Origin of the sequence: Alteromonas sp. 14N.309.X.WAT.G.H12 (assembly GCF_036697315.1) — a bacterium.
Classification (GTDB): Bacteria; Pseudomonadota; Gammaproteobacteria; order Enterobacterales; family Alteromonadaceae; genus Alteromonas.
On sequence record NZ_JBAHZB010000003.1, the window covers coordinates 122,755 to 146,686 of the forward strand.

Below are 23,932 nucleotides of genomic sequence, written 5' to 3' on the forward strand. Positions count from 1 at the left end.
ATTTCTATCATTGGAGGAATTATTCTCCGTAATAAAGGGGCGTTTTTAGGATGAATCTTTTGTTGATTTGCTATTGTTATGATATAACATCTTTGAGAAAGTATTCCGTCAACTTTATCTTCCTGCATTAAATGTGTGCAAATTTCTATTAAACATAAAGTAAGCTTATTTACTTATTAAAAATAATTATGCAGATTTTACGACATAAACAAATTTAATTGTTGTGGTGAGTTTATTATAAATATTGTTTATGTGTTTACGGTTTGTTAATAAAATTATTTATATCTTCTAAGCGGCTGAAATTTTTATATTTAATCCTTCCTGAACGCCGATTTAATTCCTTCTGAATAAATTAATTTCGATAAAAATTATTTAAAACAAGGTTTTGGGTATGCCTTGTGCAATTGACTGTTGCGTCATTCATCACTTTTTAAGAAGTGATTAAAGCACCAGAACAGGCATGCGCCGGTAAAACCGGGCGCTAAATAAAAATCAACAGTTCAAGCAAGCACAGTCTCACACAGGAAAACCACTATGAAGGCAAAGGTATCTATTAAGACCCAAAAGCTAACACTGGCGGCAGCAATAGCTAGTGCACTTTCCCTACCTGCCATTGCGCAAGAGCAGGCAACGACTTCAACCACTGTTGACGAACAAAAAGTGGAATCTATTCAGGTAACGGGCTCCCGTGTATCTCGCGATGGCTATGATACGCCTACGCCGGTGGCGTCCATGTCAGAGGAAGACATAAATACCTTTGCGCCCAACAGTGTGGCTGACTTTGTCAATACCATGCCATCGGTGACCGGCAGTAGTACGGCGTCCACCAGTTCCGGTTCATTAAGTAATGGTGCTTCGGGTATTGCGGCGCTTAACCTTCGCGGTTTAGGGACAGGCCGTACACTGGTTCTGTTCGATGGTCAGCGTTCCGTTGTTTCTGCTTCTACCGGCGAGGTAGATACAAATACGTTTCCCCAATCCCTTATTAAGCGTGTTGATATTGTCACAGGCGGTGCGTCTTCTGTTTATGGCTCAGATGCCATAAGTGGGGTGGTCAACTTTATTCTTGATAAAGAATACACCGGCTTTAAAACCGAAGTGGAGTACGGTGAAACCACCTATGGTGACCGGGAAAACAATAAAATTGTGCTTACCTATGGAACGGAATTAGGTAACGGTGATGGGCATTTGCTGTTGAGTGGTGAAACCTTTCATGCCAACGGCATTCATAATACCACCCGAGATTACGCGGAAGATGGCAGTGTTGCCATGATAAACCCGGATACCTCAGAAGGTTCTCCATTTTACTATGTCGGGAATGGGATCGGTATTTCAAGCTACACGCCAGGCGGTCTGATTTCATCAGGTCCTTTGCAGGGCACCTACTTTGGTGTTGACGGTGTGCCCGGTCAACTGGCTTATGGTGAAGTTTCCGGTCAGTGGATGATCGGTGGTGACTGGCAGTACACCACTTCGGGAATGATTGGTACCAATTCATTGGCAGCGGAAATTGACCGAAATAACCTGTTTGGCCGCTTAAGTTGGATGTTTGGTGATACAGAAGTCTTTTTACAAGGGTCCTACGCCGAATATGAAGGCTTGAGTTATTACATCAATCCCACTTCATCGGGTGTCACCATATACGCAGACAATGCGTATTTACCAGAATCGGTAGCAGAACAAATGGCCGATTTGGGGTTAGAGAGCTTTACCATGAACACCAGTAACGTGGACATGCCTGCCTCGGGAAGTAATAACAAACGGGATACCACCCGGATTGTTACCGGCGCAAAAGGGGAATTTATGATGTCAGATAAATTCTTCACTTGGGATGCGTATTATCAGTATGGTAAGACCAATACTGACGAGCACATGACACCAACCTACAATACCGAAAGATTGGATTTAGCCACTGATGCCGTGGTTGATCCCGATACTGGTGAAATTGTGTGTCGTTCTACACTTTCCGATCCCACCAATGGTTGTGTGCCGTTAAACCGCTTAGGGGTAGGCGTTGCCAGCGACGAAGCTTTGGATTATGTATTAGGTCAACCTCGTCGTAAGCAAGATTTTACCCAGCAAGTGGCGGCAGTTAACTTTAGTACCAGTGATCTTGATGGTTGGGCGGGACCTATCTCCCTTGCCTTTGGTGCTGAATACCGTAGTGAAGAAATGGATGGCTCTGTTGATGACGAATATACATCGGGCTGGAAATACGGTAACTACAAGGTCACCACGGGCTCTTACAATGTAAAAGAAGCGTATGTGGAAGCCTTGGTTCCGGTTATGGATGATCTGGATTTCAATGGCGCGGTGCGCTACACCGATTACAGTACCTCTGGTGGAGTAACTACGTGGAAGACCGGCTTTACCTGGTCGCCCATAGATGACGCCACCTTCCGTATAACCCGTTCGAAGGATATCAGAGCGCCAAACCTCTCTGAACTGTATGCCGCAGGTACCGCCCGTTCAAATTCAGTGACCATTGATGGCGAGTCTGTGCCTATGGTGCAAAACCTTCAAGGTAACCCTGATGTGAGTCCGGAAGAAGCCGATTCATGGGGACTTGGGGTGGTATTGCGTCCATCATTCCTAGAAGGCTTCTCCGCGACTATCGATTATTACGATGTGGAAATTGATGGCGTTATCAGTTACGTGACGGCGGATTCAACCGCAGAGTATTGTGTGGAGTACGGCGTTGAACGCTACTGTGACAACATGATTTATGATGAAACCGGCACACTGCAAACCATCAACTTGTTGTATGAAAACCTCAATTCAATGACAGCCAAAGGAATGGATTACGATTTAACCTACCGCTTTGATACGGCAGATATCGTTGACGGTGCGCCGGGGGCCTTTAAGCTGCGCTTTTTGGCAACCAATTATTTAGAAGCCATTACGGATAATGGTGTTACCGCCATTGATGAAGCAGGCTCTGTGGCCAACAGCACGCCTGATTGGAAGTATCGCGCGTCAATTACCTATGATCTTGATGATATGCGTTTTGATTTAACCGCCCGAGGTATTAGCGAGGGTACTTTGAGTAATGCGTATATTGAATGTTCATCCAACTGTCCGGAAAGCATTGCCCCCAATTACACCATCAACGACAACCACGTTGCGGCCAAAGTCTATTTGGATGCCTACGCATCGAAAACCATCCCCTTTAGCGATGCCAGTACTTTAGAGCTTTATATGCAAATACGAAACCTGATGAATTCTGATCCGGCGGAGGTGACTTATCCTGCATACCAAGGCTCAGAAAACCGAGCGGGTTATCTGGCAACAAACCGTAGCTTATACGACGTGCTAGGCCGTCAATTCAAAATCGGTTTCCGTCTGGAAATGTAAAGGAGTCAACCATGTCAGCAATATCACATTATTTTACCCGTAAAGCGGGTTCGGCATTGATTGCCTTGGCGTTAGCCGGAACCGCATTGCCTGTTCTGGCCTCGGCCAGCATGTCCCAAAGTGAAAGAATGGACGCGAAAAAAGCATTGATTGATGCCGTGGATGCGCGAGCCAAACAAGTTCAGGTCATGAACGATATGATTTTTAGTTTTGGTGAGCTGGGATTTCAGGAATATCAAACATCTAAATATCTTACGGATATTCTAAAGGAAAATGGCTTTACGGTAGAGGAAGGAATTTCCGGTATTCCCACTGCATGGATGGCCACATGGGGCGAAGGCGAGCCGGTTATTGCGCTGGGTTCGGATATCGATGGTATTCCAAAGGCCTCTCAGAAACCCGGCGTGGCCTACCATGAGCCGATTATTGATGGTGCACCGGGGCACGGTGAGGGACATAACTCCGGTCAGGTCGTCAATATTGTGGCTATTTTGGCGGTAAAGGAATACATGGAAAAAAATGGCCTCTCAGGCACAATCAAAGTGTGGCCGGGGGTTGCTGAAGAGCAACTTGGCACTAAGGCTTACTATGTGCGAGATGGCTATTTTGACGACGTGGATGCGGTGCTCTTTTCCCATGTAGGCAATGGCTTTAGTACCCGTTGGGGCGCTGGGCGTGGTAATGGATTGATTTCCGTCCAGTATAACTTTTACGGCGAATCGGCGCACAGTGCAGGGTCGCCATGGCGGGGACGAAGTGCCCTCGATGCCGTTGAACTCATGGAAGTGGGAATGAGCTATCGCCGTGAACACCTTCGATTATCCCAGCGCATTCATTCAATCGTGGTGGATGGGGGAGACCAACCTAACGTGGTGCCGCCTTTGGCCAGCCGATGGTATTTCCTGCGCGAGACCGACTACCCCCATATTAAAGCCTTATGGGAAATCGGCGACAAAATGGCCGAAGGTGCAGCCATGATGAGTAATACCACATGGGATTCGGTGGTGCTAGGTTCCGCCTGGCCTCAGCATATGAATAAACCCATGGCTGAAGATGCCTACGACAATATTAAGCTGGTGGGAATGCCCCAGTGGAGCGAGGACGACATCGCATTAGCCAAAGCCTTACAGAAGGAAATTGGCGTTGAGCCTGAAGGTTTAAAAACCGAAATTGATGAACTGAGCGATCCACCCGATCCAAAAACCAATATGGGCGGCGGTTCAGATGATATTGGCGATATCTCCTGGCAGGTTCCCACCATTACCCTGCGTTATCCGGCGAATATCCCCAATTTACCGGGGCACAACTGGTCAAACGCAGTGGCCATGGCAACGCCTATTGCACATAAAGGGGTGCTTGCTGGCGCCAAAGCTCAAGCCCTTAACCTGTTCGATTTAATCACCGACAAGGCGTTGTTAGAGAGCGCGTGGGATTACTACGAAAATGTGCAAACCAAAAACGAAACCTATACGCCCTTACTGCGCGAGCAAGATAAACCCGCAACCCATTTGAATAAAGACATCATGCGTGAATTTAAAGGTGACATGTCACAGTTTTATTACGATCCAGACAAGTACGACACCTATATGGAACAACTTGGCATTACCTATCCAACGATTAAAGAGTAAACGGAGCGGGTGAGGGCGTCCTCACCCATTAGCGACAGGAGTTTATATGCAACCTAAAATATTAAAAGTGTTTAGTACCCTTGTTGTGCTGTGCCATTTGTTTTCCACAGCGCAGGCAACCACTCTTACCGAAGATGAACGTGAATCCGCCAAAGAAGCCTTGATATCGGCCATTGATAAACAAAACAAGTTGGCCCAAGTCATGAATGACATGATTTTCTCCTTTGGCGAGTTGGGCTTTCAGGAAATAGAAACCTCTGCCTACTTAACCGATTTTTTAGAGCAGCATGGTTTTAAGGTGGAACGAGGCATGGCTGGCATTCCTACCGCCTGGTATGCCACCTGGGGATCCGGTAAACCGGTTATTGCCCTAGGCACCGATCTTGATGGTATTCCCAAGGCTTCCCAGAAACCCGGTGTTGCCTACCATGATCCCATTGTTGAAGGTGCACCGGGCCATGGCGAAGGCCATAACTCTGGGCAGGTGGTGAATATTATCGCTGCACTGGCTATGAAAGATTACATGATAGCGAACGATATTGAAGGCACACTGGTGTTGTGGCCAGGGGTAGCAGAAGAGCAATTAGCAACCAAGGCGTATTATGTTCGTGAAGGTTATTTCGATAATGTGGATGCCGTGCTTTATTCCCACGTAGGCAGCAGCTTTGGTACCTTTTATGGCAATCCGGGGTTTTCCGGAATGGTGTCTGTAAAATACAATTTTTATGGTGAATCCGCCCATAGTGCCGGTTCCCCGTGGCGCGGCCGCAGTGCGTTAGATGCGGTGGAACTCATGTCTGTGGGCATGAACTATCGCCGGGAACATTTGCGACTTGCCCAGCGCACCCATTCAGTGATCGTTGATGGCGGAGACCAACCTAACGTAGTGCCCCAACGGGCGAGCGCATGGTATTTCTTTAGGGAAACTGACTACCCCCATATCAAAGCGCTGTGGGAAATCGGCGATAAAATGGCCGAAGGCGCCGCTATAATGAGCAACACTACCTGGGATTCTGTGGTTATGGGGACGGCCTGGCCGGGTCATTTTAATAAACCCTTGGCGCTAGCGGCATACGAAAATATTAAGAAAGTCGGCATGCCAGAGTGGTCAGAAGATGATTTGACTCTGGCGAAAGCCCTACAAACGGAAATCGGCGCAGAACCCATCGGCCTGCCGAAAGACGTCATGCCAATGCGGGAACCCCCACCACAAGATAAGCTTACTGGTGGCGGCTCTGATGATGTGGGCGATATTGCCTGGAACGTACCGACTATCTTTATGTTATATCCGGCCAATATCCCTAATTTGCCAGGGCATAACTGGGCCAATGCGGTGTCTATGGCTACGCCTATTGCTCACAAGGGAATCATTGCCGGTGCAAAAGCCCATGCAATGAATCTGGTGGATTTATTTACCAATCCTGACTTACTGCCAGAAATGAATCGTTACTTTAAAGAGGTCCAAACTAAAGACATTCAATATACGTCTTTGCTGCGCGAAGGTGATGAGCCGCAGATTTATCTAAACGAAGATATTATGGCGCAATATCGTGAAAAAATGAGAAAGTACTATTATAACCCGGAAAAATACGATACGTATTTAGAACAGTTGGGTATTGAATACCCCATGGTGAGAAAACCTGAATAAAGTGTATACGGAGAATGTCATGGTAAAAGAAAGTAATTCACAATGTCCGTGTTGTAAGGCCCACGACAAAGTTAATACGGAAACCTTGGCAATTGTAGGGGTGATCATACTGCTGATTTTTCTTACCTATCCTTTTCCAGCGCAAGTCTTGTCATAGGGCTAGGATAAGACCTGACATTCTCCGTATCGTCCCCGCCTTCTGTTTTTAAATAGGAGGACGGGGATTTTTTTTTATCCACCACCGACGTATTCGTGCAGTGAAGGGAGACAGGGTTATTCCTATCTGAGTCACACACAACGTACTATTCCCAACTTGTCATTCCATGGATACGCTCTTTATAATCGAAAATATAAACCCATCGCTAGGGATCACTGTTGCATTCTCACAACCATCATCATCACCACGGTCATCATCATGATAGCGGTGATACATCACGAATCGGCTGGGCCTTCTGGCTGAATTTCATTTTTACCATCATTGAATTTATCGGTGGCTGGCTGTTTAATTCGGTGGCCATTATGGCGGATGCCGTCCACGATCTAGGGGATTCCCTGTCCATTGGGCTGGCCTGGTTTTTAAGTAAAGTGGGTAACAAACAGGCAGATGAACGCTATACCTACGGATATAAACGCTTAAGTTTGCTGGGTGCCATGGTCAATGGACTGGTACTCATCGTTGGCTCGACCTGGGTGTTAACCGAAGCCATTCCGCGGCTGTGGGCGCCGCAAATGCCGATTACAGAAGGTATGATTGGATTAGCCATACTCGGTATTGTGGTGAACGGTACGGCAGCCTATAAGCTCTCCGGTGGTCATTCGCTTAATGAGAAAGTCCTTAACTGGCATCTACTGGAAGATGTTCTTGGCTGGGTGGCGGTGCTAATTGTGGGGATTGTCTTGCAGTTTGTGCACTGGCCGGTGTTAGACCCTTTATTGTCAGTGCTTTTTACCCTGTTTATTTTGTTCAATGTTTGCCGTTATATTTTTCAAACCTTTCGGATCTTTTTGCAAGGCACGCCTGATCTTAAACAGCAACAAGCGATCAGAGAAACACTGTTGGCACTTGATCATGTAAATAACTTACATCACGTACACTTTTGGTCTTTAGATGGGGAACAACATGTGCTTACTGCACATATTGAATTGGATGGCGAATTAGATGCCGGTGAAACCCGTCAACTGAAGCAATGTATCAACGATAAACTAGCCACATTCGCATTAGCCCATACAACCATTGAATTTGAAGTGCCCGGTGAAGCCTGCCGAGACCACCGGCATTCACATTAAGCATTTAGCTTATTTTTGGCAGCGTTTACGGGTGGCTAAACCACATGCGCCTAATGCTAAAATAGCCAGGGCAGAAGGTTCTGGCACACTTACCTACTGGCTTCAAAAGGAAGGTTATCAAACGTAATGGTAAGCGCGCTTTCATCATCGTACTCCTTGTAAAATATGCTGACAATCAATGGCGTATTAAAGAGATCCTCAAAATCAATGCAACCTATGTTATGTTTTAACCCATTGTGTAAATTCAAAAAATGAAATAAGGGGGGCTTGATGGAGAAGGTCACGCCTATGGAAACCGAGTTTGATGTGAGATTTTATGAAACAGACGGGTTAGGGCATGTGGGGAATACAGTGCACGTAGGCTGGTTGGAAGCCGCCAGAGATCCGCTTTTTCGTATCTTTTCCCCTGAACTGTCATTGTCAGAATGGCCGCTTATTTTGGCCAGTTATAAGGTGGATTTTCTTGCGCAAATTTATTACGGCAGTTCGGTCACCATTAAAACCTGGGTTGGGCGGTTAGGGCGAAGTTCCTTCGATGTCTATCAGGAAATTTGGCAAAACGACACACATTGCGCCACGGGAAATACCACTATGGTGTATTTTAACTATGCTAAGCAAAAGGCAGAGACTATCCCCGATACCATTAGGGAAAAAGTGAAGCCGTATATTAGAGAGGTGTAAATTGTCATTGCCATCAACGCCCCCCGATTTTATCACGGTTGTTGATGATGTGTTGTCAGCCAAGCTATGTCAGCAAATCATCGACGCCTTTGAACAAAGCCAAAATCTCTCGGCCGGAAAAACTGGCGGTGGCGTTGATCCTGATAAAAAGCGCAGCATGGATGTGTCTTTTACCCGCGATGAGGTGTTTAAGCCCTTTCTTAAGGCCGTAATGACCGCCACCGGCAACGAATTATTGCGCTATATAGAACAGCACTTTTTTGCTCTTATTGGTCCTATTGGGTTAACAGTAAAACATCCGGCTACCGGGCAACCGGTAAAACTGACTGAAGATAACTTTCATGCGGTGGGTAAACCCAATTTGGCGAACTTGGTGAACTATTTATTTCGTATTGGTGATATTAATACCCAGCGTTATACCGCGACCAAAGGGGGCTACCCTTATTGGCATTCTGAAATCTACCCGCAACCGCCTCACAATGAGGCCTTGCATCGGGTATTGTTGTTTATGTTCTATTTAAATGATGTAGAGGAAGGGGGAGAAACCGAGTTTTATTATCAGCAAAAGTGCATTCAGCCTAAAGCTGGTCGAATGGTTATCGCCCCTGCCGGATTTACCCACACCCATCGTGGCAATGTGCCGGTGAGTAATGACAAATACATACTAACGTCATGGATGCTGTTTAATCGCGCAGAAAAAATTTATACCCAATAACGTTTATAAGGGAATCGTCTAGGCGATATTGCCCCAGATCTAATACGCCTCGACGGCTTCCCCTTTTAAGCGATAACCTACTGAGGCAATATCACCTTGCCAGCCTTCGGTGGATAAGGTGCCTGTTACCCACACGGCATCATATAAATCTTCTATGGCGACACCGTTTTCAAAGGTGACATGGACAATCTGATTCGACGCGGGGGGCGGCACGTGAATACAGGCGCCAAAATAGGGCACCAGCAAAAATTCCGTGGTCAGTTCATCAGTCCCTTCTAATGGCACCACAAAGCCGGGGATTTTCACGTATTTACCGTTGTAGGCCTCTACCACCGGCGCATCGGGTTGCAACTGTGCCATCGTATTTTCATGGCTGCTAAGCGGCGGTGGCGCGAGTTCGTTAAAGCCCTCGGGGACGAGATCTTCCCAAAATACTTCCGTGGGGTTTTTTGCAAAAGCCGCTAACGATAAAAACGTAAGTGCAAATAATAAGCACAAGTTGAGTTTATTGGTGAGAAACATCGCAGTATCTTCTTGTTGTAATTAGTCAGCGTATTATTTCACAACCAGCAACAAAAAAGAGGCTATTCAGCGATCCCTTTATTGTGCTGGTCGAAGCTTACAGCATGGGTTTAAGAAATCGGCCGGTATGGGAGACGGCCACTTCCGCGACTTCTTCCGGCGTGCCTTCGGCAATGATTTCACCGCCCCCAGCGCCACCTTCTGGGCCAAGATCCACAATCCAGTCTGCGGTTTTTATGACATCAAGGTTGTGTTCTATCACTACCACAGTGTTGCCATGATCTCTTAGGCGGTGCAGAACCGCCAGTAACTGTTTGATATCGTGAAAATGTAATCCTGTGGTGGGTTCATCAAGAATATACAGGGTTTGACCGGTATCCCGTTTACTGAGTTCTTTCGCCAGTTTAACCCGCTGGGCTTCACCACCGGACAAGGTGGTGGCGGCTTGCCCTAGACGGATATAGGCTAAACCCACGTCCATTAAGGTTTGCAATTTGCGGGCAATGGAGGGAATGGCATCAAAAAACTGACGGGCATCTTCCACCGTCATATCCAGCACTTCGTGAATACTCTTGCCTTTGTACTGGATCTCCAGGGTTTCGCGGTTATAGCGCTTCCCTTTACACACATCGCAAGGTACGTAAACGTCTGGCAGAAAGTGCATTTCAACTTTAATAACACCGTCACCCTGACAGGCTTCGCAGCGGCCGCCTTTCACATTAAAACTGAATCGACCAGGTTTATAACCCCGAGAACGGGCTTCCTGTGTGCCAGCGAATAATTCACGAATGGGCGTGAAGATGCCTGCATAGGTGGCCGGATTAGACCGTGGAGTACGTCCAATGGGGCTTTGGTCAATATCCACCACCTTATCTAACTGTTCCAGACCTTGCATGTCTCGGTAAGGCGCAGGCTCTGAGGTGGTGGCTTTATTCAATTCTCGGTGGGCAATGCGATAAAATGTATCGTTTACTAAGGTGGATTTACCTGAGCCCGATACCCCGGTAACACAGGTCATCAAGCCGACGGGAATATTCAGTGTTACGTCTTTAAGGTTATTGCCCGTGGCACCGGTTAATGTCAGCCATTTGTCTTTCTGACATTTTGCTCGATTGGCAGGGATCTCAATTTTTTCACGCCCTGAAAGGTATTTCCCAGTCAGTGAGTCTTCACTGTTTAGAATATCTTCCAGTGTACCTTCGGCAATAATTTCGCCACCATGCACGCCGGCACCCGGGCCAATATCCACCACATAATCGGCTTCACGAATGGCATCTTCGTCGTGCTCTACCACCAGCACGGTGTTCCCTAAATCACGCAATCGTGTGAGGGTCTTGAGTAAGCGCTCGTTGTCCCTTTGATGCAAGCCGATGGAGGGTTCATCAAGTACATACATGACGCCTACTAATCCGGCGCCAATTTGGCTGGCTAAGCGTATACGCTGGGCTTCGCCACCGGATAAGGTATCGGCGCTGCGAGACAACGACAAGTAATTAAGACCAACATTTACCAGAAAACCTAGTCTATCGAGGATTTCTTTTAAGATTTTTTCAGCAATTTGGCCCCGTTGACCTGTTAAATTCAGGTTTTCGAAAAACGCCAATGTTTCTGAAATGGACATCTCGGTGATGGTGGGTAAGTTGGTGTCTTGGATAAACACATATCGGGCTTCGGTACGCAGTCTGGAACCGCCACAACTGCTACAGGGTTGCTGGCTTAGGTGTTTTGCCAGCTCTTCCCGTACGGCATTCGACTCGGTTTCCCGATAGCGGCGCTCCATATTCGGAATGATGCCCTCAAAGGGGTGCTTACGCTCCATGACATCGCCGCGTTCGTTAATATATTTAAACTTCAGCGATTTCCCTTTCGAACCATATAAAATGGTGTCTTTGGCTTGCTGACTTAATTCAGCAAAGGGGGTTGTGAGGCTAAAATCGTAGGCCTCTGCTACCGCCTGCAACATCTGAAAATAGTAATAACTGCGTTTGTCCCAGCCTCTTATGGCACCGCCAGATAAACTTAATTCATCGTTGGTGACCACTAAGGCAGGATCAAAAAATTGTCTTGTGCCCAACCCGTCACAGGTGGGGCAGGCTCCGGCAGGGTTGTTAAAGGAAAATAACCGGGGTTCTAATTCGCTGATACTGTAGCCACAATGGGGACAAGCAAAATTCGCTGAAAATATGATTTCTTCGGCGTCGCTATCATCCATGTAGGCCACTTTTGCATTGCCGCCCGCAAGCTCAAGGGCTGTCTCGAAGGATTCGGCAAGACGTAATTGTAAATCGTCTCTCACTTTAAACCGGTCTACCACCACTTCGATGGAGTGTTTTTTGCGCAGATCCAATTCAGGGGGATCCGATAAGTCACAGACTTCGCCGTCAATGCGCGCTCTTATGAAGCCTTGTGCTGCCAAGTTTTGTAAGGTTTTCACGTGCTCGCCTTTGCGGGCTTCCACCACCGGCGCTAGCAGCATTAATTTTGTGCCTTCAGGCATGGACAAGACCTTGTCCACCATTTGACTGACCGTTTGGGCATCAAGGGGAACGTCATGTTCCGGACAGCGAGGCGTGCCTACCCGAGCAAACATTAATCGTAAGTAATCGTATATTTCGGTGATGGTCCCCACCGTTGAGCGCGGATTATGGGACGTGGATTTTTGCTCAATGGAGATAGCAGGTGATAAACCTTCGATGTGATCCACATCCGGTTTTTCCATCATTGATAAAAACTGTCTGGCATATGCCGACAATGACTCAACATACCGGCGCTGACCTTCGGCATAAAGGGTATCAAAAGCCAATGACGATTTACCTGAACCTGATAGCCCGGTGATGACAACTAACTTGTCGCGGGGAAGGGTTAAATCGATGTTTTTCAAATTGTGGGTGCGGGCACCGCGTATTTCGATTTTATCCATTGAAGCCTAACGATTACCAAAAAGAGAAGTATGCCACAGAAGGCACCAAAGTTAATCATTAGTTACGCCGCAAAGGCATTTGAGATCATAACAGGTGTCGATAGGATATTAGTGGTAGAAAGGTTTTATGATACACTTCGCGGCCTTGGTATAACGAGGACGAGAACCTTTGAACGCACTAGAACTTCGCGCTGCCCTCACGCTGGCGCTGGTATATGTATTGCGCATGATGGGCCTGTTTATGGTAATGCCGGTTTTAGCGGTAGCTGCCATGGAATATCCAGATTATTCCCCTCTTTTAGTGGGTCTTGCCGTGGGCGGATACGGTCTCACGCAGGCAGCATTGCAAATTCCCATGGGCATGTTATCGGACCGCTGGGGCAGAAAGCCGGTGATATTACTTGGCTTGACTGTTTTTGCTTTGGGGTCTTTTGTTGCTGCTTCTGCCGACACCATGGTTTGGATGTTGATTGGGCGTGTCTTGCAAGGTGCTGGCGCCATTGCCGGTGCAATTATGGCGTTAGCTACCGATATCAGTCGGGAATCCCAGCGCGCTAAAGTGATGGCTATCATTGGCATTGCTATTGGTTTTTCTTTTTATCTGGCCGTTTTGATGGGGCCCTTGATTGCTCAGCAATGGGGGATGGCGGGGATCTTTGGGATCACAGGTACACTGGCCGTTTGTTGTATGCCGCTAGTGAAATGGGTGGTGCCAGATGTGACCACCACGGCCAGTGGCGACACCTTACCTAAGTTATCTCAGGTCGCCTCACTGTTTTCATCCCCCCAATTATGGCGTTTGAACGTGAGTGTGATGGTATTGCATATGCTTATCACGCTATTATTTGTTCAGCTGCCTGTCACGCTCACCCAGTTTAATATGACGCTGGAAAGTCACTGGACCATCTATTTACCCGTGTTAGCTATTTCCATTGTCGGGCTAGTTATATTAATGGGTATCGGTCGTGGCAGAACGCCCAAGACCGTAGTGATCACCGCTGCTGGACTGATGATGATGGCTTTTTTGATGTTAAATATGCAGCATCATCGGGAATGGGTCGTGTTGTGTGCGGTGGTGATGTTTTTCACCGGTTTTAATTATTTAGAAGCCAGTTTTCCGGCTTTGGTGTCTACCATCGCGCCAGCTGGACAAAAAGGCACCGCCATGGGGCTTTATGCCAGCTTCCAGTTTTTTGGCGCCTTTATGGGTGGCACGTTATCTGGTGTGGTAACTGATCTATGGACAGCAAAAACCGCGTATCTGGCTGGTGCGTTGGGTGCCGGTGTGTGGATCCTTATTCTTTTTGGCTTAAAAGAAGTCAACAAATTAAAACGTGTGGTGCTTCAGGCAGCCATTGATGATGAAAAACAGTCGGCGGTAAAAACGGCCTTGCACCAATTAGAGGGTGTGGAAGAGGTGGTGGTGTCTACTGCTGATAACGCTATCTACCTGAAAGTCAGCCGTGAGTTTGATCTGGCTGGGGCGCAGGCGTTATTGGAAACCTACACCGAAAGCCCAGCGTCGGCGACGTTATAATTCGATAGCAGCTTAACCCATGGCGATAGGCCCTAATGGCACTGTGGTGGGTAAATTAAAGGGATCAGCTTTCACAATGATCGATTTGCGCAAATACAAAGGCATTATATTTGATATGGACGGCACATTGGTGGATTCCATGGGCGCACATTTAGAAGCCTGGAAAGCCACCTGTTCCCATTTTGGTTACCCCTTCGACAGTGATTATATTTACGGTCTAGGTGGGGTACCTACTTATCAGACTGCCATTATTCTAAATGAGAAGTACGGCTATAAAGGCGATCCAAAGGACGTGGCGGAATATAAGATGGCCGCCCGTGCACGCATGGATTTTGTGCCTTCTCTAATTGAAGAGACCTTTGCTATTTTCAACCATTATCGTGGTTCGATGAAGATAGCAGTGGGAACCGGGGCCGACCGCAACCATGCAGAAAAACTGCTTACCCATCATGGTCTGCTCCATCAACTTGATGCCTTGGTGACATCGTCAGATGTGAAAAATGGCAAACCTTTTGCCGACACCTTTTTGTCGGCGGCGCAGCAAATGGGGTTAACGCCACAGCAATGCGTGGTTTTCGAAGATACGGATATAGGTCAGCAAGCCGCCGCCAATGCCGGCATGGACTGTATCTTGGTGGTGAAGGGAAAGGTACAGTATTAATCGACTTTCTTTGGGTGTTTTATCTTTGTACGTGAATGAGTGAAGCACTGGGAATATAAAACAAAAAGAGCAGAGCGTAATTAGTTGTGGTTAACCTTATCAAACATTGCATTTTTTTATTATTTGTTGGTGTATTAACAGGCTGTGCTATTGATGTCAGTTCATCCAGTTACCTGTATCAGGATGCATCAACCCAGCCCATTGATGTTACTGCATTAAGCAAATCCATTAGTCGGGATGAAGCGGTCGCTACCATTACCAAAGTGGAGTTGAAAAACAGTCTGGATCTCACGTTAAATGGCGTGGCGGTAACTTACCCTCATGCGATTGCTAACGTGGTGTTGTTTGCAGACAATGAGATGTCCATCACCAAAAACTCTGCCATGTTACATGAATTTGGTCAGCTGCCGGTGAATGTATTATGGGTAGATTATCAGGGAACGGGAGCCAGCGAAAAAGCTAGCCGGGTCAGGATGTATCAACTTAAACGTGATGCACTGTTAATTTTTGATTTTGCCAAGCATCATTTTAAAAATAATTTACCTACCGTTGTGCATGGCATTTCCATGGGCTCAATTTTGGCCAGCTATGTGGCGGTTAAACGGGATATCGACGGCCTGGTTTTAGATAGCGCCATCAATAAAGTGAATGATGTGGTTGCCAATATGGTGCCTAGTTGGACACATCTTTTTACTATTCTGAAAGTTTCTCCTGAATTAGCGATTATCGAAAATGAAGATTTTGTTCGCCAGTTCGACAGACCGCTTTTGTTAGTGGTGGGCGATAAAGATCGTACCACTCCCATTACATTTAGCCGGGAATTATACGAAGCTTCACCTAGCCCTGATAAATGGATCTATGTAGTACCTGGCGGTAAACATAATAAATCTATGACCTATCCCGATGTGAAGGGGCAGTATCGGCTGTTTATCAGAGCCGTAAGACGTTTAAAAGGGGCACGATCCTAACGCCCTGCGCTGTCCCTTGTTAGGCGTCATGATGCCACTAAGAACGAGGGCGCAAAGCACCACGATGGCGATAAAATCGTAACGCACCCGACCGGTTAACACGGCTAAGGCCGCAAAACCAATCAGGCCAAAAACAAAATAAAGTGCAAAATCTGCAGGGAAAAAGCTCAACTTATCCTCCATCACAAGTTGCCTTACAGATAGCTTACCTGTGATGAAAGAGGCAGAGAAGAAAAAGCGTTGATTTGTTTATACGTTAATGGATTCCGGAGGACGGCAAACACGGGTATTGGCAATATGATCGTGGACGCAGCGCCGATCCTGTCGAAATATAAAACACACATCCACCAAGGACACAATGCCACCGATGACGGGAATATACATGGCTAAACTGACGGGGATATATCGCTTCATAATAATGGTGCCTAAACTGGCCTGTCGGCCCGACATATCTTCAATGCGGATATTTAAAAAACGCTTACCTACGGTTTGCCCGTAGTGGAATAACAAATAGCCATTAACTACCAATAAGCTGGTTAAGCCATAAGCAAAACTCAGTGCAATTAACCCCAAACCGGGTTCAGCAAATTCTTCCGCACCCACAATAAAAATAAAGGGAATGGTGGCTAAAATAGAAACCACAGTATCGATAATGGCCGCGGCAAATCGTTCCCCCCGGGAGGCTAAGCGATCATCGGTTGATTGAGCACTGGCTTCGGGGGACGGCGCAACACCGTCGTTGCACATGTCCTGATCTGCGGAAGGGGACTCATCCATAGTGGAAAACTCAGCGTGTTGTCTTTTTTCGATTTCAGCGTAGATCTCTGCTGCGCGCTCGGGTTCTGCATCTGCATCAACCGTGGCTGCGATGGCATGTAACTCATCTAGGCTTAATTGGCTGTATTTTCCTGTCTCGGACATGGGTGTCTCCTTATTAGTTTCGTCCATAATGCCTAGTTTTTTTCACAAAGAACAAGGGGAAGGGGAAATAAATCCGAAAATTAATGAGACAAGACCATTGGGGAAGGATAAAGCAGGTATCCGTACAATCTTCGCAATTGGGGATACCTGCTTGAGGTTTAGTTCGATTTGTTTTCCCGTTGGTCGCAGCGAATGCGCTCAACGGCGGCTTTCCATCCACTGTAGGCATGATCCCGCTCAGCTTTGGATAAACGGGGAGAATAAATATTGTCGCTTTTCCAACAACGGGTAAGATCGTCTAATGAAGGGAATATTCCGGTCTGATAGCCGGCTAAAAACGCCGCGCCTAAGGCGGTGGTTTCGGTGATTTGGGGCCGTTCTACATCCGCGCCTAAGATATCAGACAAAAATCCCATGACCCAGTCATTGCGGGACATGCCGCCATCAACACGGATGTTGGTCGGCCGTGCGCCATCACTTTCCATGGCTTTTTGTAAATCTTTGGTTTGAAAACAAACCGATTGTAGCCCAGCGGCAACGATTTCGCTGATGCCGGTGTCACGGGTTAACCCAAGAATGGCGCCGCGGGCGTCAGGATCCCAATAGGGAGCGCCTAAACCGGTAAATGCCGGTACGAGGAAAACCCCATTGTCACTTCTTGCCCGTTGAGCTAAGGCTTCGGATTCTGCGGCATCATTAATGAGTTTTAATCCATCCCGTAACCATTGCACCGTTGCCCCAGCCATAAATATACTGCCTTCTAAAGCGTAGGTGGTGTGTCCGTTTAAGCGATAGCCCACGGTGGTGAGCAATCGGTTTTTTGAGCGTAAGGGTTTATCGCCGGTATTGAGGATCATAAAACACCCCGTACCGTAGGTGCTTTTGGCCATGCCCTTTTTGAAACAGGCTTGCCCAACCAGGGCCGCTTGCTGATCGCCAGCAACGCCACAAATACTGATGGCTTCACCTAATATGGATTCATCCAAGGTGCCAAAGTCGGCGGCGCAATCCATAACCTCAGGTAGCATGGCTCGGGGAATATTAAATGTCTTCAGCAGTTTCTCATCCCATTGTTGCTGGTTGATATCAAACAGCATAGTGCGAGAGGCATTGGTGGCGTCGGTTTTATGAGACTGACCGTTAGTTAAGCGCCAGATAAGAAAGCTATCTACGGTACCAAACAGTAAATCACCATTTTCAGCTTGGGCTCGGGCCCCTTCCACATTATCTAAGATCCAGGCGATTTTCGTGGCTGAGAAATAAGGATCTAACAACAAACCTGTGGTGTCGGTAATGTAGGTCTCTAAGGATTTATCTTCGCTAAAACGGCGGCATTGTGTCGCGGTACGCCGGTCTTGCCATACAATGGCAGGATACACGGGCTTGCCGGTATTTTTGTCCCATACCAGCGTGGTTTCACGTTGGTTGGTAATACCGATGGTGGCGATTTGGCTTGGTGAAAGTGGGCATTGAGTAAACACATCTTTGAGCGTAAACAGCACGCTTTGCCAAATTTCTTCGGGATCATGTTCTACCCAACCGTCTTGGGGGTATTGCTGCGAAAATTCTTTCTGGGCAATGGCAACAATTTCGCCAGTGGATGAAAAAATAATGCTACGCGAGCTGGTGGTGCCCTGGTCGATAGCAAGGATGAATTTTTCCAAGACAACGCTCCTTTTCGAGATTTTGGTGAATTCTGCCCTATTTACACCAAATTAACAATACCTAATTTTCGAAAACGAACATTTAAGAGCGCAACTGAACATATCAAAGGTTGACTAAAGGAGGTATAATTACCTCAGCGATAAGAAGGAAAGTGGTTAATGAATCAATCTCAGCGTCATGAAAAAATTCTCAATTTGTTAAAACAAAAAGGTTTTATGTCAATTGATGAATTAGTGAGGCACTGTGGCGTGACGCCCCAAACCATTCGCCGGGATCTCAATCAGCTGGCCGAAATCGATGCGGTGAGTCGTTATCATGGCGGCGCGGGATTAACCAAAAGCTGGGAGAACACCCCTTATCAGGAACGCAAAACACAAAACCTGGAAGTGAAAGAGCGTATTGCTGAAGCCGTGGCTGGCATGATCCCCGACGGTGCCTCCTTATTCATTAATATCGGTACCACCACCGAGTTAATTGCCAAAAAACTACTCAACCATAAAAATTTGCACGTCGTTACCAATAACATCCATGTGGCCACCATATTGTCAGCAAAAGAAGACTTTTCTGTGATTATTGCCGCAGGAGAAGTGCGCTTTAGAGACGGCGGTATCATTGGTGAGGCAACCTGTGATTTTATCAGTCAGTTCCGTATGGACTACGGCATTATTGGTATTAGTGGTATCAGTGCCGACGGTGCTTTACTGGATTTCGATTTTCGGGAAGTGAAAGTTTCCCAAGCAATTCTTGAACATACCCAAAGCGTCATTTTAGCTGCGGACTACAGCAAATTTGAACGCCGGGCGATGGTAGAGCAAGGGCATTTGTCACAAGTCAATTGTCTGGTTTGCGATAAGATCCCCCCTGATCCCATTCGCAAAATCATTGCCGAAAACAACATTACCTTTATTCAGGCATGACGGCTGTTAGGTAACAAACTCCCCTAAAATAAATAACAATTTTTTATAACGCGTTTATAACGGCATTTCAGTATGTTAAGCAAAACTGCGCGCTTTTGATGTTCGTTTATGTTCGTTTTGTGTTGACTTGTTTTCTTTTTGGCGTTCAAATACTCACAATTCGATCACTAGTAGGGGTTTTTCACATGCAATCTGCCAACATTCAGTCACCAGAGCCTTTGGACGTATTTGTTGTTGGAGGAGGGATCAACGGCGTAGGTATCGCACTCGATGCTGCCGGTCGTGGACTAAAAGTGGCACTATGTGAAAAAGGCGATCTTGGCGGTGCAACGTCCTCCTCAAGCAGTAAGTTAATACATGGCGGCCTTCGCTATTTGGAACATTATGAGTTCAGATTAGTAAAAGAAGCATTGGCTGAGCGGGAAGTGTTGCTCGCTAAAGCCCCCCATATTATGTGGCCGTTGCGTTTTCGTTTACCCCATCAAAAACATTTGCGTCCGGCTTGGATGATCCGTATTGGTCTGTTTTTGTATGATTCGTTAGCAAAACGAAATGTGCTGCCGGGTTCGAAAAAGTTGCGGGTAACCCAAGATAGCCCGCTTGTGGATGACATTAAAACCTGTTTTGAATATTCAGACGGCTGGGTTGATGATGCTCGCCTGGTCATTTTAAATGCTTTGGCAGCGAAGGATAAAGGGGCCAAGATACTGGTTCGCACGGAATGTATACGGGCAGAAAAACGGGGCAAGCTGTGGCACATTACCCTTAAATCCGCCGACGGCCAAGTTAGCGAAGTACAGGCTAGAAGCATTGTGAATGCCGGTGGTCCCTGGGCGATCTCATTTTTAGACAGGCTAAAAGGTGTGGATAATCCTAATGCCATGCGTCTGGTAAAAGGCAGTCATTTGATTGTGCCTAAACTTTATGATTCGGACGAAGCCTATATATTGCAAAACGAAGATGGGCGCATTGTGTTTGTTATTCCCTACGAAAATGATTTTTCTTTAGTGGGCACCACCGACGAAGACTACAAAGGGGATCCCGCAAAGGCGGCCATTTCCGAACAAGAAACCGATTACCTTATTGAGGTGGTAAACGCCTACTTTAAAACCTCCATTTCATACGCTGATATCGTGCACACCTATAGTGGCGTGCGCCCCTTATTAGAAGAGAAAAATGCGTCTGCCCAAGAGCTCACCCGCGACTATAAATTTGAAATGAGCGGGGGGAAAGAGGAGCCCTTATTAATGAATATTTTTGGCGGTAAAATTACCACCTATCGTAAACTGGCAGAGCATGCCATGGACAAGTTAGCCGAGGCCTTTCCTAACGCCGGTGGTGCCTGGACCAAAGAAGGGCGACTTCCTGGTGGTGACTTTACCGATAAACCCACCTTCGAGGCCACGCTGAAAAAAGAATATCCATGGTTAACCCAGACTATGGTGGCGCGCTTTACGCGTCAGTACGGCACCCTGTGCCATCAGTTTTTACAAGGCAAAACACAACTTGCGGATATGGGAGAGGATTTTGGCGCTGAACTGTACCAAAGTGAAGTGGATTACCTTATCGAACGGGAATGGGCACGGACACTGGACGACGTTATCTGGCGTCGAACCAAAATAGGCTTGCGGTTATCTAAGATACAAAAACAAACCTTAGACGCCTATATTGCAGAGGGAACTGATGAGTGTGTTCCCGCCGATGTGCCCTTGCAAAGCTGCGTCATGTAATCAGTCATATTGATTTTCTATAACGGTTTTCAGTAGTCTGTTGGCAGACTGATCTTATGTCTGTCTTTTCACAGCGAATGTGATCAGTTACTCTAGTCTTCATTCTAAATGAAATTTACCTTAGTCTGCTGCCTTTTTAAGGTATACTAGCAGGCTAAAATATTCATTTATCCGTTATACATTTCGCGCTGTCGGCAGAGTCCTTGCGCAATATAGACAGAATTACAGGAGACATCGATGGCAACGAGAGGCGTCAACAAAGTCATTTTGGTAGGTAATCTGGGTAATGACCCCGAAGTGCGTTACATGCCAAATGGAAACGCCGTAGCAAACCTGAGCCTAGCGACCAGTGAAAGCTGGAAAGATCAGCAAGGTCAGGTACAAGAGCGGACAGAGTGGCATCGACTGACCATGTATCGCCGGTTGGCAGAGATTGCGGGTGAGTACCTTAAAAAAGGTTCGCAGATCTATTGTGAAGGCAAATTACAAACGCGTAAATGGCAGGATCAACAAGGTCAGGATCGTTACACCACAGAAATTATTGTCGACCAAATGCAAATGCTAGGCGGCCGTGACGGTGGTGGTCAGGGTGGACAATCTGGAGGTTACCAGCAGCGCCCACAAGGCGGTCAGCAAGGTGGACAGCAAGGCGGTTATAGCAACAATAATCAGGCTGGGGGATATCAACAACGTCCTCAGGGAAATAACCCTGCAACTCAAGCGCCTCCTCAGGCAAATAACCAAGGTGGTAATAAGCCGCCCATGGCTGAGCCGGATTTTGATTTTGATGATGATATACCGTTCTGACCCCTACTTTAGATAGTTTTGATACTTTTTTAAAACTAACTGGCTGAAATTAAAATATTTATTATAAAAAACTCGCAATTAAAGTTGTGAGTTTTTTTTTGGTTTTTTTAAAGTAATTCATACTTAGAAAAAATGTAACTTTATTTCTGAATAATTGACATGAAGCATATGCTTAAGTGTATTAAGTCATTGATTTAAAAGGATAAATATCTTGTCAGTGACCATCATTTAGCTAACCCTATTAATGTACTTCAATGGGGTAGTGAAATGGTAAACTCAAACTTCAAAACAAAAATTTTTTCAAATCAAACAGGAGTTGAGTATGGAATTCTGTTAAGTGCAGAAACGGGAATGCCGCTTCAATATGAAAATCTCTTTATAACGATTTTTCATCACAAGCGTTCACGTTCAATAAATACAGTAAAAGCTTGTGTCGAATCGTTGAGCTTATTGAATGAATTATGGATAAGGCTTGGCATTGAAAGCGAGTCCGAGTTTAAAAAAGGTAACTACCCATCCGAGGCGACACTTAGATTAATTTCTGATTGCTGTTGGTTAAGCAAAAAAAAAGTCTATCAGCTTGGAAAATCTACCCAACCTAACAACTGGTTTTGTCGGTCCGAATTCAACTAAGATGCATCATTGAATGTTTTATATCTAATTTAGACCTGAAAACATACTATCAGAATATACTGGCCTGATTTTACGGATTAATCTAATCTTTTTTATTTCTGGATGATTTGGATTTGCAATCGCAATTTTGGATTCATCATCCAGTCCAGCTCCTACACTGGGCACCAGTAAAAAGAGTGAATTTTGAGCGCTAAGAAATTCATCCCCAATCTTTTGAGTAGTCGAAGAATATGGCATTTTATCCCAATCTGCGGGAAGTGTTTTTGCTGGTAGACGTTTGATTGTAACTTTATCATCAACCGAATAGATGGCTTTGCAGTGCGAAGGAGGGATGAGGCGATATGATGGATTATAGTTTGCACTCTCAATCATCGCAGTTCCAATATCCAAAGCAAAATAAATCACTGGATACCCGGCAGAATTCCACCTAGCCCCATATTCATAACTTGCCCCTTTACCATTGAATATATTAGCAAATTTTTGGTTGGTCACGCGGTACAATTTCATTAGACGAATTCTCCAAACTCCAGTTTCTTAAGAGCTTGGCGTACAATTTCTCGACCTGCATGAGTATCAAGCAGCGTCACGGGAATTTCACCACCAAGAGCCGGTATTGGTGAGCTCATCCATTCTTTTGCAAGATCAAGGGACTCATAAATAGAAACAGCCTGAATAAAAACGCGTAGTGTATCAATTAGGTTGTCGGACACCATTGGCGATAAGCGTTTCAATTTGTAACTCTTACTTAAATTTGAAACGTCTTTTCCAATTGCTTTCGCAATCCATTCGCGCTCTCCAAGTATATTGATGATTTTTCTAAGTGTCTGTCCACTTACACCAGCCCGAACAGCGGATAAATAGCCCGTAGGCGACATGATATCAGTATCAGGGAACAGTTGCTTAATACTAGTGTGGATCGTTTCGTGAGTCAGAACCTTCATGACTGCCTCTTTTAGCGTTCAGGAGTTGATAATAGCAATTACTCTAGAATTCGTCAAAAGTACGATAAATGTTAGTAGGTTTACTATTTTTTGGTAAAGGCTGTTGAGCTTTAGTTGGACTTCCCAGGCTTTACTAGACACCTATTAACGTTAAAATCTAGTTAAATAAGAGGTGTATTATGAAGTCCACCCCAGGGGTAAGTGAACGACTCTGACTCTTAATATTCGGATATAAAACCTCAACTCTGTTATACTCAAGGCTTGGCTTTAAGTGAATTCGTTTTTGGGCTTTAGGTTTATAAGCTCGAGTCTTCTCGTATTTACCACCGTAAGCGATCATTTTAAACCGTTCTTTACAACCGTTTGATTTAGATCTAATGGTGCAGCACTAATATGC

Annotated in this window: 21 protein-coding genes; 13 read left to right on the forward strand and 8 right to left on the reverse strand. The window is 46.1% G+C overall.

Annotation, left to right across the window (positions count from 1 at the left end):
* The first annotated feature begins 534 nt into the window (after nt 1-534).
* From V5298_RS03005 to V5298_RS03020, 4 genes are all read left to right on the forward strand, one after another.
* Nucleotides 535-3,354: a TonB-dependent receptor plug domain-containing protein gene (locus tag V5298_RS03005; protein ID WP_332929985.1), complete on the forward strand. Its 2,820-nt coding sequence runs from the start codon at nt 535-537 to the stop codon at nt 3,352-3,354.
* 11 nt (nt 3,355-3,365) lie between these two features.
* Nucleotides 3,366-4,982 carry an amidohydrolase gene (locus tag V5298_RS03010; RefSeq protein WP_332929986.1) on the forward strand — a complete coding sequence of 539 codons (1,617 nt, stop codon included), beginning with the start codon at nt 3,366-3,368 and terminating at the stop codon, nt 4,980-4,982.
* Between the two features lie 46 nt (nt 4,983-5,028).
* A complete protein-coding gene (locus tag V5298_RS03015) occupies nt 5,029-6,630 on the forward strand; it encodes a peptidase dimerization domain-containing protein (RefSeq protein WP_332929987.1) in 1,602 nt (533 codons plus the stop codon).
* 375 nt (nt 6,631-7,005) lie between these two features.
* Entirely contained in the window at nt 7,006-7,917 is a 912-nt protein-coding gene (locus tag V5298_RS03020) for a cation diffusion facilitator family transporter (RefSeq protein ID WP_332929988.1), read from the forward strand.
* 9 nt (nt 7,918-7,926) lie between these two features.
* Here V5298_RS03020 and V5298_RS21015 read toward each other — a convergent pair whose 3' ends face one another.
* On the reverse strand, nt 7,927-8,004 hold the full coding sequence (locus V5298_RS21015) for a PEP-CTERM sorting domain-containing protein (protein WP_416351139.1): 78 nt from the start codon (nt 8,002-8,004) through the stop codon (nt 7,927-7,929).
* A 183-nt stretch (nt 8,005-8,187) separates the two neighbouring features.
* Between V5298_RS21015 and V5298_RS03025 the strand changes: the two genes are divergently transcribed.
* Complete coding sequence (locus tag V5298_RS03025; RefSeq protein WP_332929989.1) at nt 8,188-8,598, forward strand: thioesterase family protein; 411 nt, start codon at nt 8,188-8,190, stop codon at nt 8,596-8,598.
* Between the two features lies 1 nt (nt 8,599).
* Nucleotides 8,600-9,313, forward strand: a complete 714-nt coding sequence (locus V5298_RS03030; RefSeq protein WP_332929990.1) for a 2OG-Fe(II) oxygenase — start codon at nt 8,600-8,602, stop codon at nt 9,311-9,313.
* Nucleotides 9,314-9,352: 39 nt separating this feature from the next.
* Here V5298_RS03030 and V5298_RS03035 read toward each other — a convergent pair whose 3' ends face one another.
* Together V5298_RS03035 and uvrA are read right to left on the reverse strand one after the other, a co-directional pair.
* The gene (locus V5298_RS03035) at nt 9,353-9,835 is read right to left on the reverse strand and encodes a DUF3299 domain-containing protein (RefSeq protein ID WP_332929991.1); all 483 of its coding nucleotides are present in this window, start codon (nt 9,833-9,835) and stop codon (nt 9,353-9,355) included.
* 97 nt (nt 9,836-9,932) lie between these two features.
* Entirely contained in the window at nt 9,933-12,755 is a 2,823-nt protein-coding gene (gene uvrA / locus V5298_RS03040) for an excinuclease ABC subunit UvrA (protein ID WP_332929992.1), read from the reverse strand.
* 169 nt (nt 12,756-12,924) lie between these two features.
* Between uvrA and V5298_RS03045 the strand changes: the two genes are divergently transcribed.
* From V5298_RS03045 to V5298_RS03055, 3 genes are all read left to right on the forward strand, one after another.
* Nucleotides 12,925-14,292 carry an MFS transporter gene (locus V5298_RS03045; protein WP_332929993.1) on the forward strand — a complete coding sequence of 456 codons (1,368 nt, stop codon included), beginning with the start codon at nt 12,925-12,927 and terminating at the stop codon, nt 14,290-14,292.
* A 76-nt stretch (nt 14,293-14,368) separates the two neighbouring features.
* The gene (locus tag V5298_RS03050; protein ID WP_332930007.1) at nt 14,369-14,953 is read left to right on the forward strand and encodes a beta-phosphoglucomutase family hydrolase; all 585 of its coding nucleotides are present in this window, start codon (nt 14,369-14,371) and stop codon (nt 14,951-14,953) included.
* Between the two features lie 86 nt (nt 14,954-15,039).
* A complete protein-coding gene (locus V5298_RS03055) occupies nt 15,040-15,921 on the forward strand; it encodes an alpha/beta hydrolase (RefSeq protein WP_332929994.1) in 882 nt (293 codons plus the stop codon).
* Here V5298_RS03055 and V5298_RS03060 read toward each other — a convergent pair.
* The 3 genes from V5298_RS03060 to glpK form a co-directional block, all read right to left on the reverse strand.
* The gene (locus V5298_RS03060) at nt 15,901-16,104 is read right to left on the reverse strand and encodes a hypothetical protein (RefSeq protein WP_332929995.1); all 204 of its coding nucleotides are present in this window, start codon (nt 16,102-16,104) and stop codon (nt 15,901-15,903) included. The two genes, V5298_RS03055 and V5298_RS03060, sit on opposite strands and share 21 nt — an antisense overlap.
* Before the next feature lie 66 nt (nt 16,105-16,170).
* Nucleotides 16,171-16,842 (reverse strand): RDD family protein, encoded by a 672-nt coding sequence (locus V5298_RS03065; RefSeq protein WP_332929996.1) that lies wholly within the window; start codon nt 16,840-16,842, stop codon nt 16,171-16,173.
* Nucleotides 16,843-17,000: 158 nt separating this feature from the next.
* Nucleotides 17,001-18,506, reverse strand: coding sequence for a glycerol kinase GlpK (glpK, locus tag V5298_RS03070; protein WP_332929997.1), 1,506 nt, complete (start codon nt 18,504-18,506; stop codon nt 17,001-17,003).
* Nucleotides 18,507-18,665: 159 nt separating this feature from the next.
* Between glpK and V5298_RS03075 the strand changes: the two genes are divergently transcribed.
* The 4 genes from V5298_RS03075 (at nt 18,666) to V5298_RS03090 (ending at nt 22,594) form a co-directional block, all read left to right on the forward strand.
* Nucleotides 18,666-19,424, forward strand: coding sequence for a DeoR/GlpR family transcriptional regulator (locus V5298_RS03075; RefSeq protein ID WP_332929998.1), 759 nt, complete (start codon nt 18,666-18,668; stop codon nt 19,422-19,424).
* Nucleotides 19,425-19,609: 185 nt separating this feature from the next.
* Entirely contained in the window at nt 19,610-21,154 is a 1,545-nt protein-coding gene (gene glpD, locus V5298_RS03080) for a glycerol-3-phosphate dehydrogenase (RefSeq protein WP_332929999.1), read from the forward strand.
* A gap of 237 nt (nt 21,155-21,391) precedes the next feature.
* Nucleotides 21,392-21,961 (forward strand): single-stranded DNA-binding protein, encoded by a 570-nt coding sequence (locus V5298_RS03085; protein ID WP_332930000.1) that lies wholly within the window; start codon nt 21,392-21,394, stop codon nt 21,959-21,961.
* 267 nt (nt 21,962-22,228) lie between these two features.
* Entirely contained in the window at nt 22,229-22,594 is a 366-nt protein-coding gene (locus V5298_RS03090; protein ID WP_332930001.1) for a hypothetical protein, read from the forward strand.
* 24 nt (nt 22,595-22,618) lie between these two features.
* Here V5298_RS03090 and V5298_RS03095 read toward each other — a convergent pair whose 3' ends face one another.
* On the reverse strand, nt 22,619-23,101 hold the full coding sequence (locus V5298_RS03095) for an RES family NAD+ phosphorylase (RefSeq protein WP_332930002.1): 483 nt from the start codon (nt 23,099-23,101) through the stop codon (nt 22,619-22,621).
* A complete protein-coding gene (locus tag V5298_RS03100; protein ID WP_332930003.1) occupies nt 23,101-23,535 on the reverse strand; it encodes an antitoxin Xre/MbcA/ParS toxin-binding domain-containing protein in 435 nt (144 codons plus the stop codon). The genes V5298_RS03095 and V5298_RS03100 overlap by 1 nt, the downstream gene beginning before the upstream one ends.
* Between the last annotated feature and the right edge of the window lie 397 nt (nt 23,536-23,932).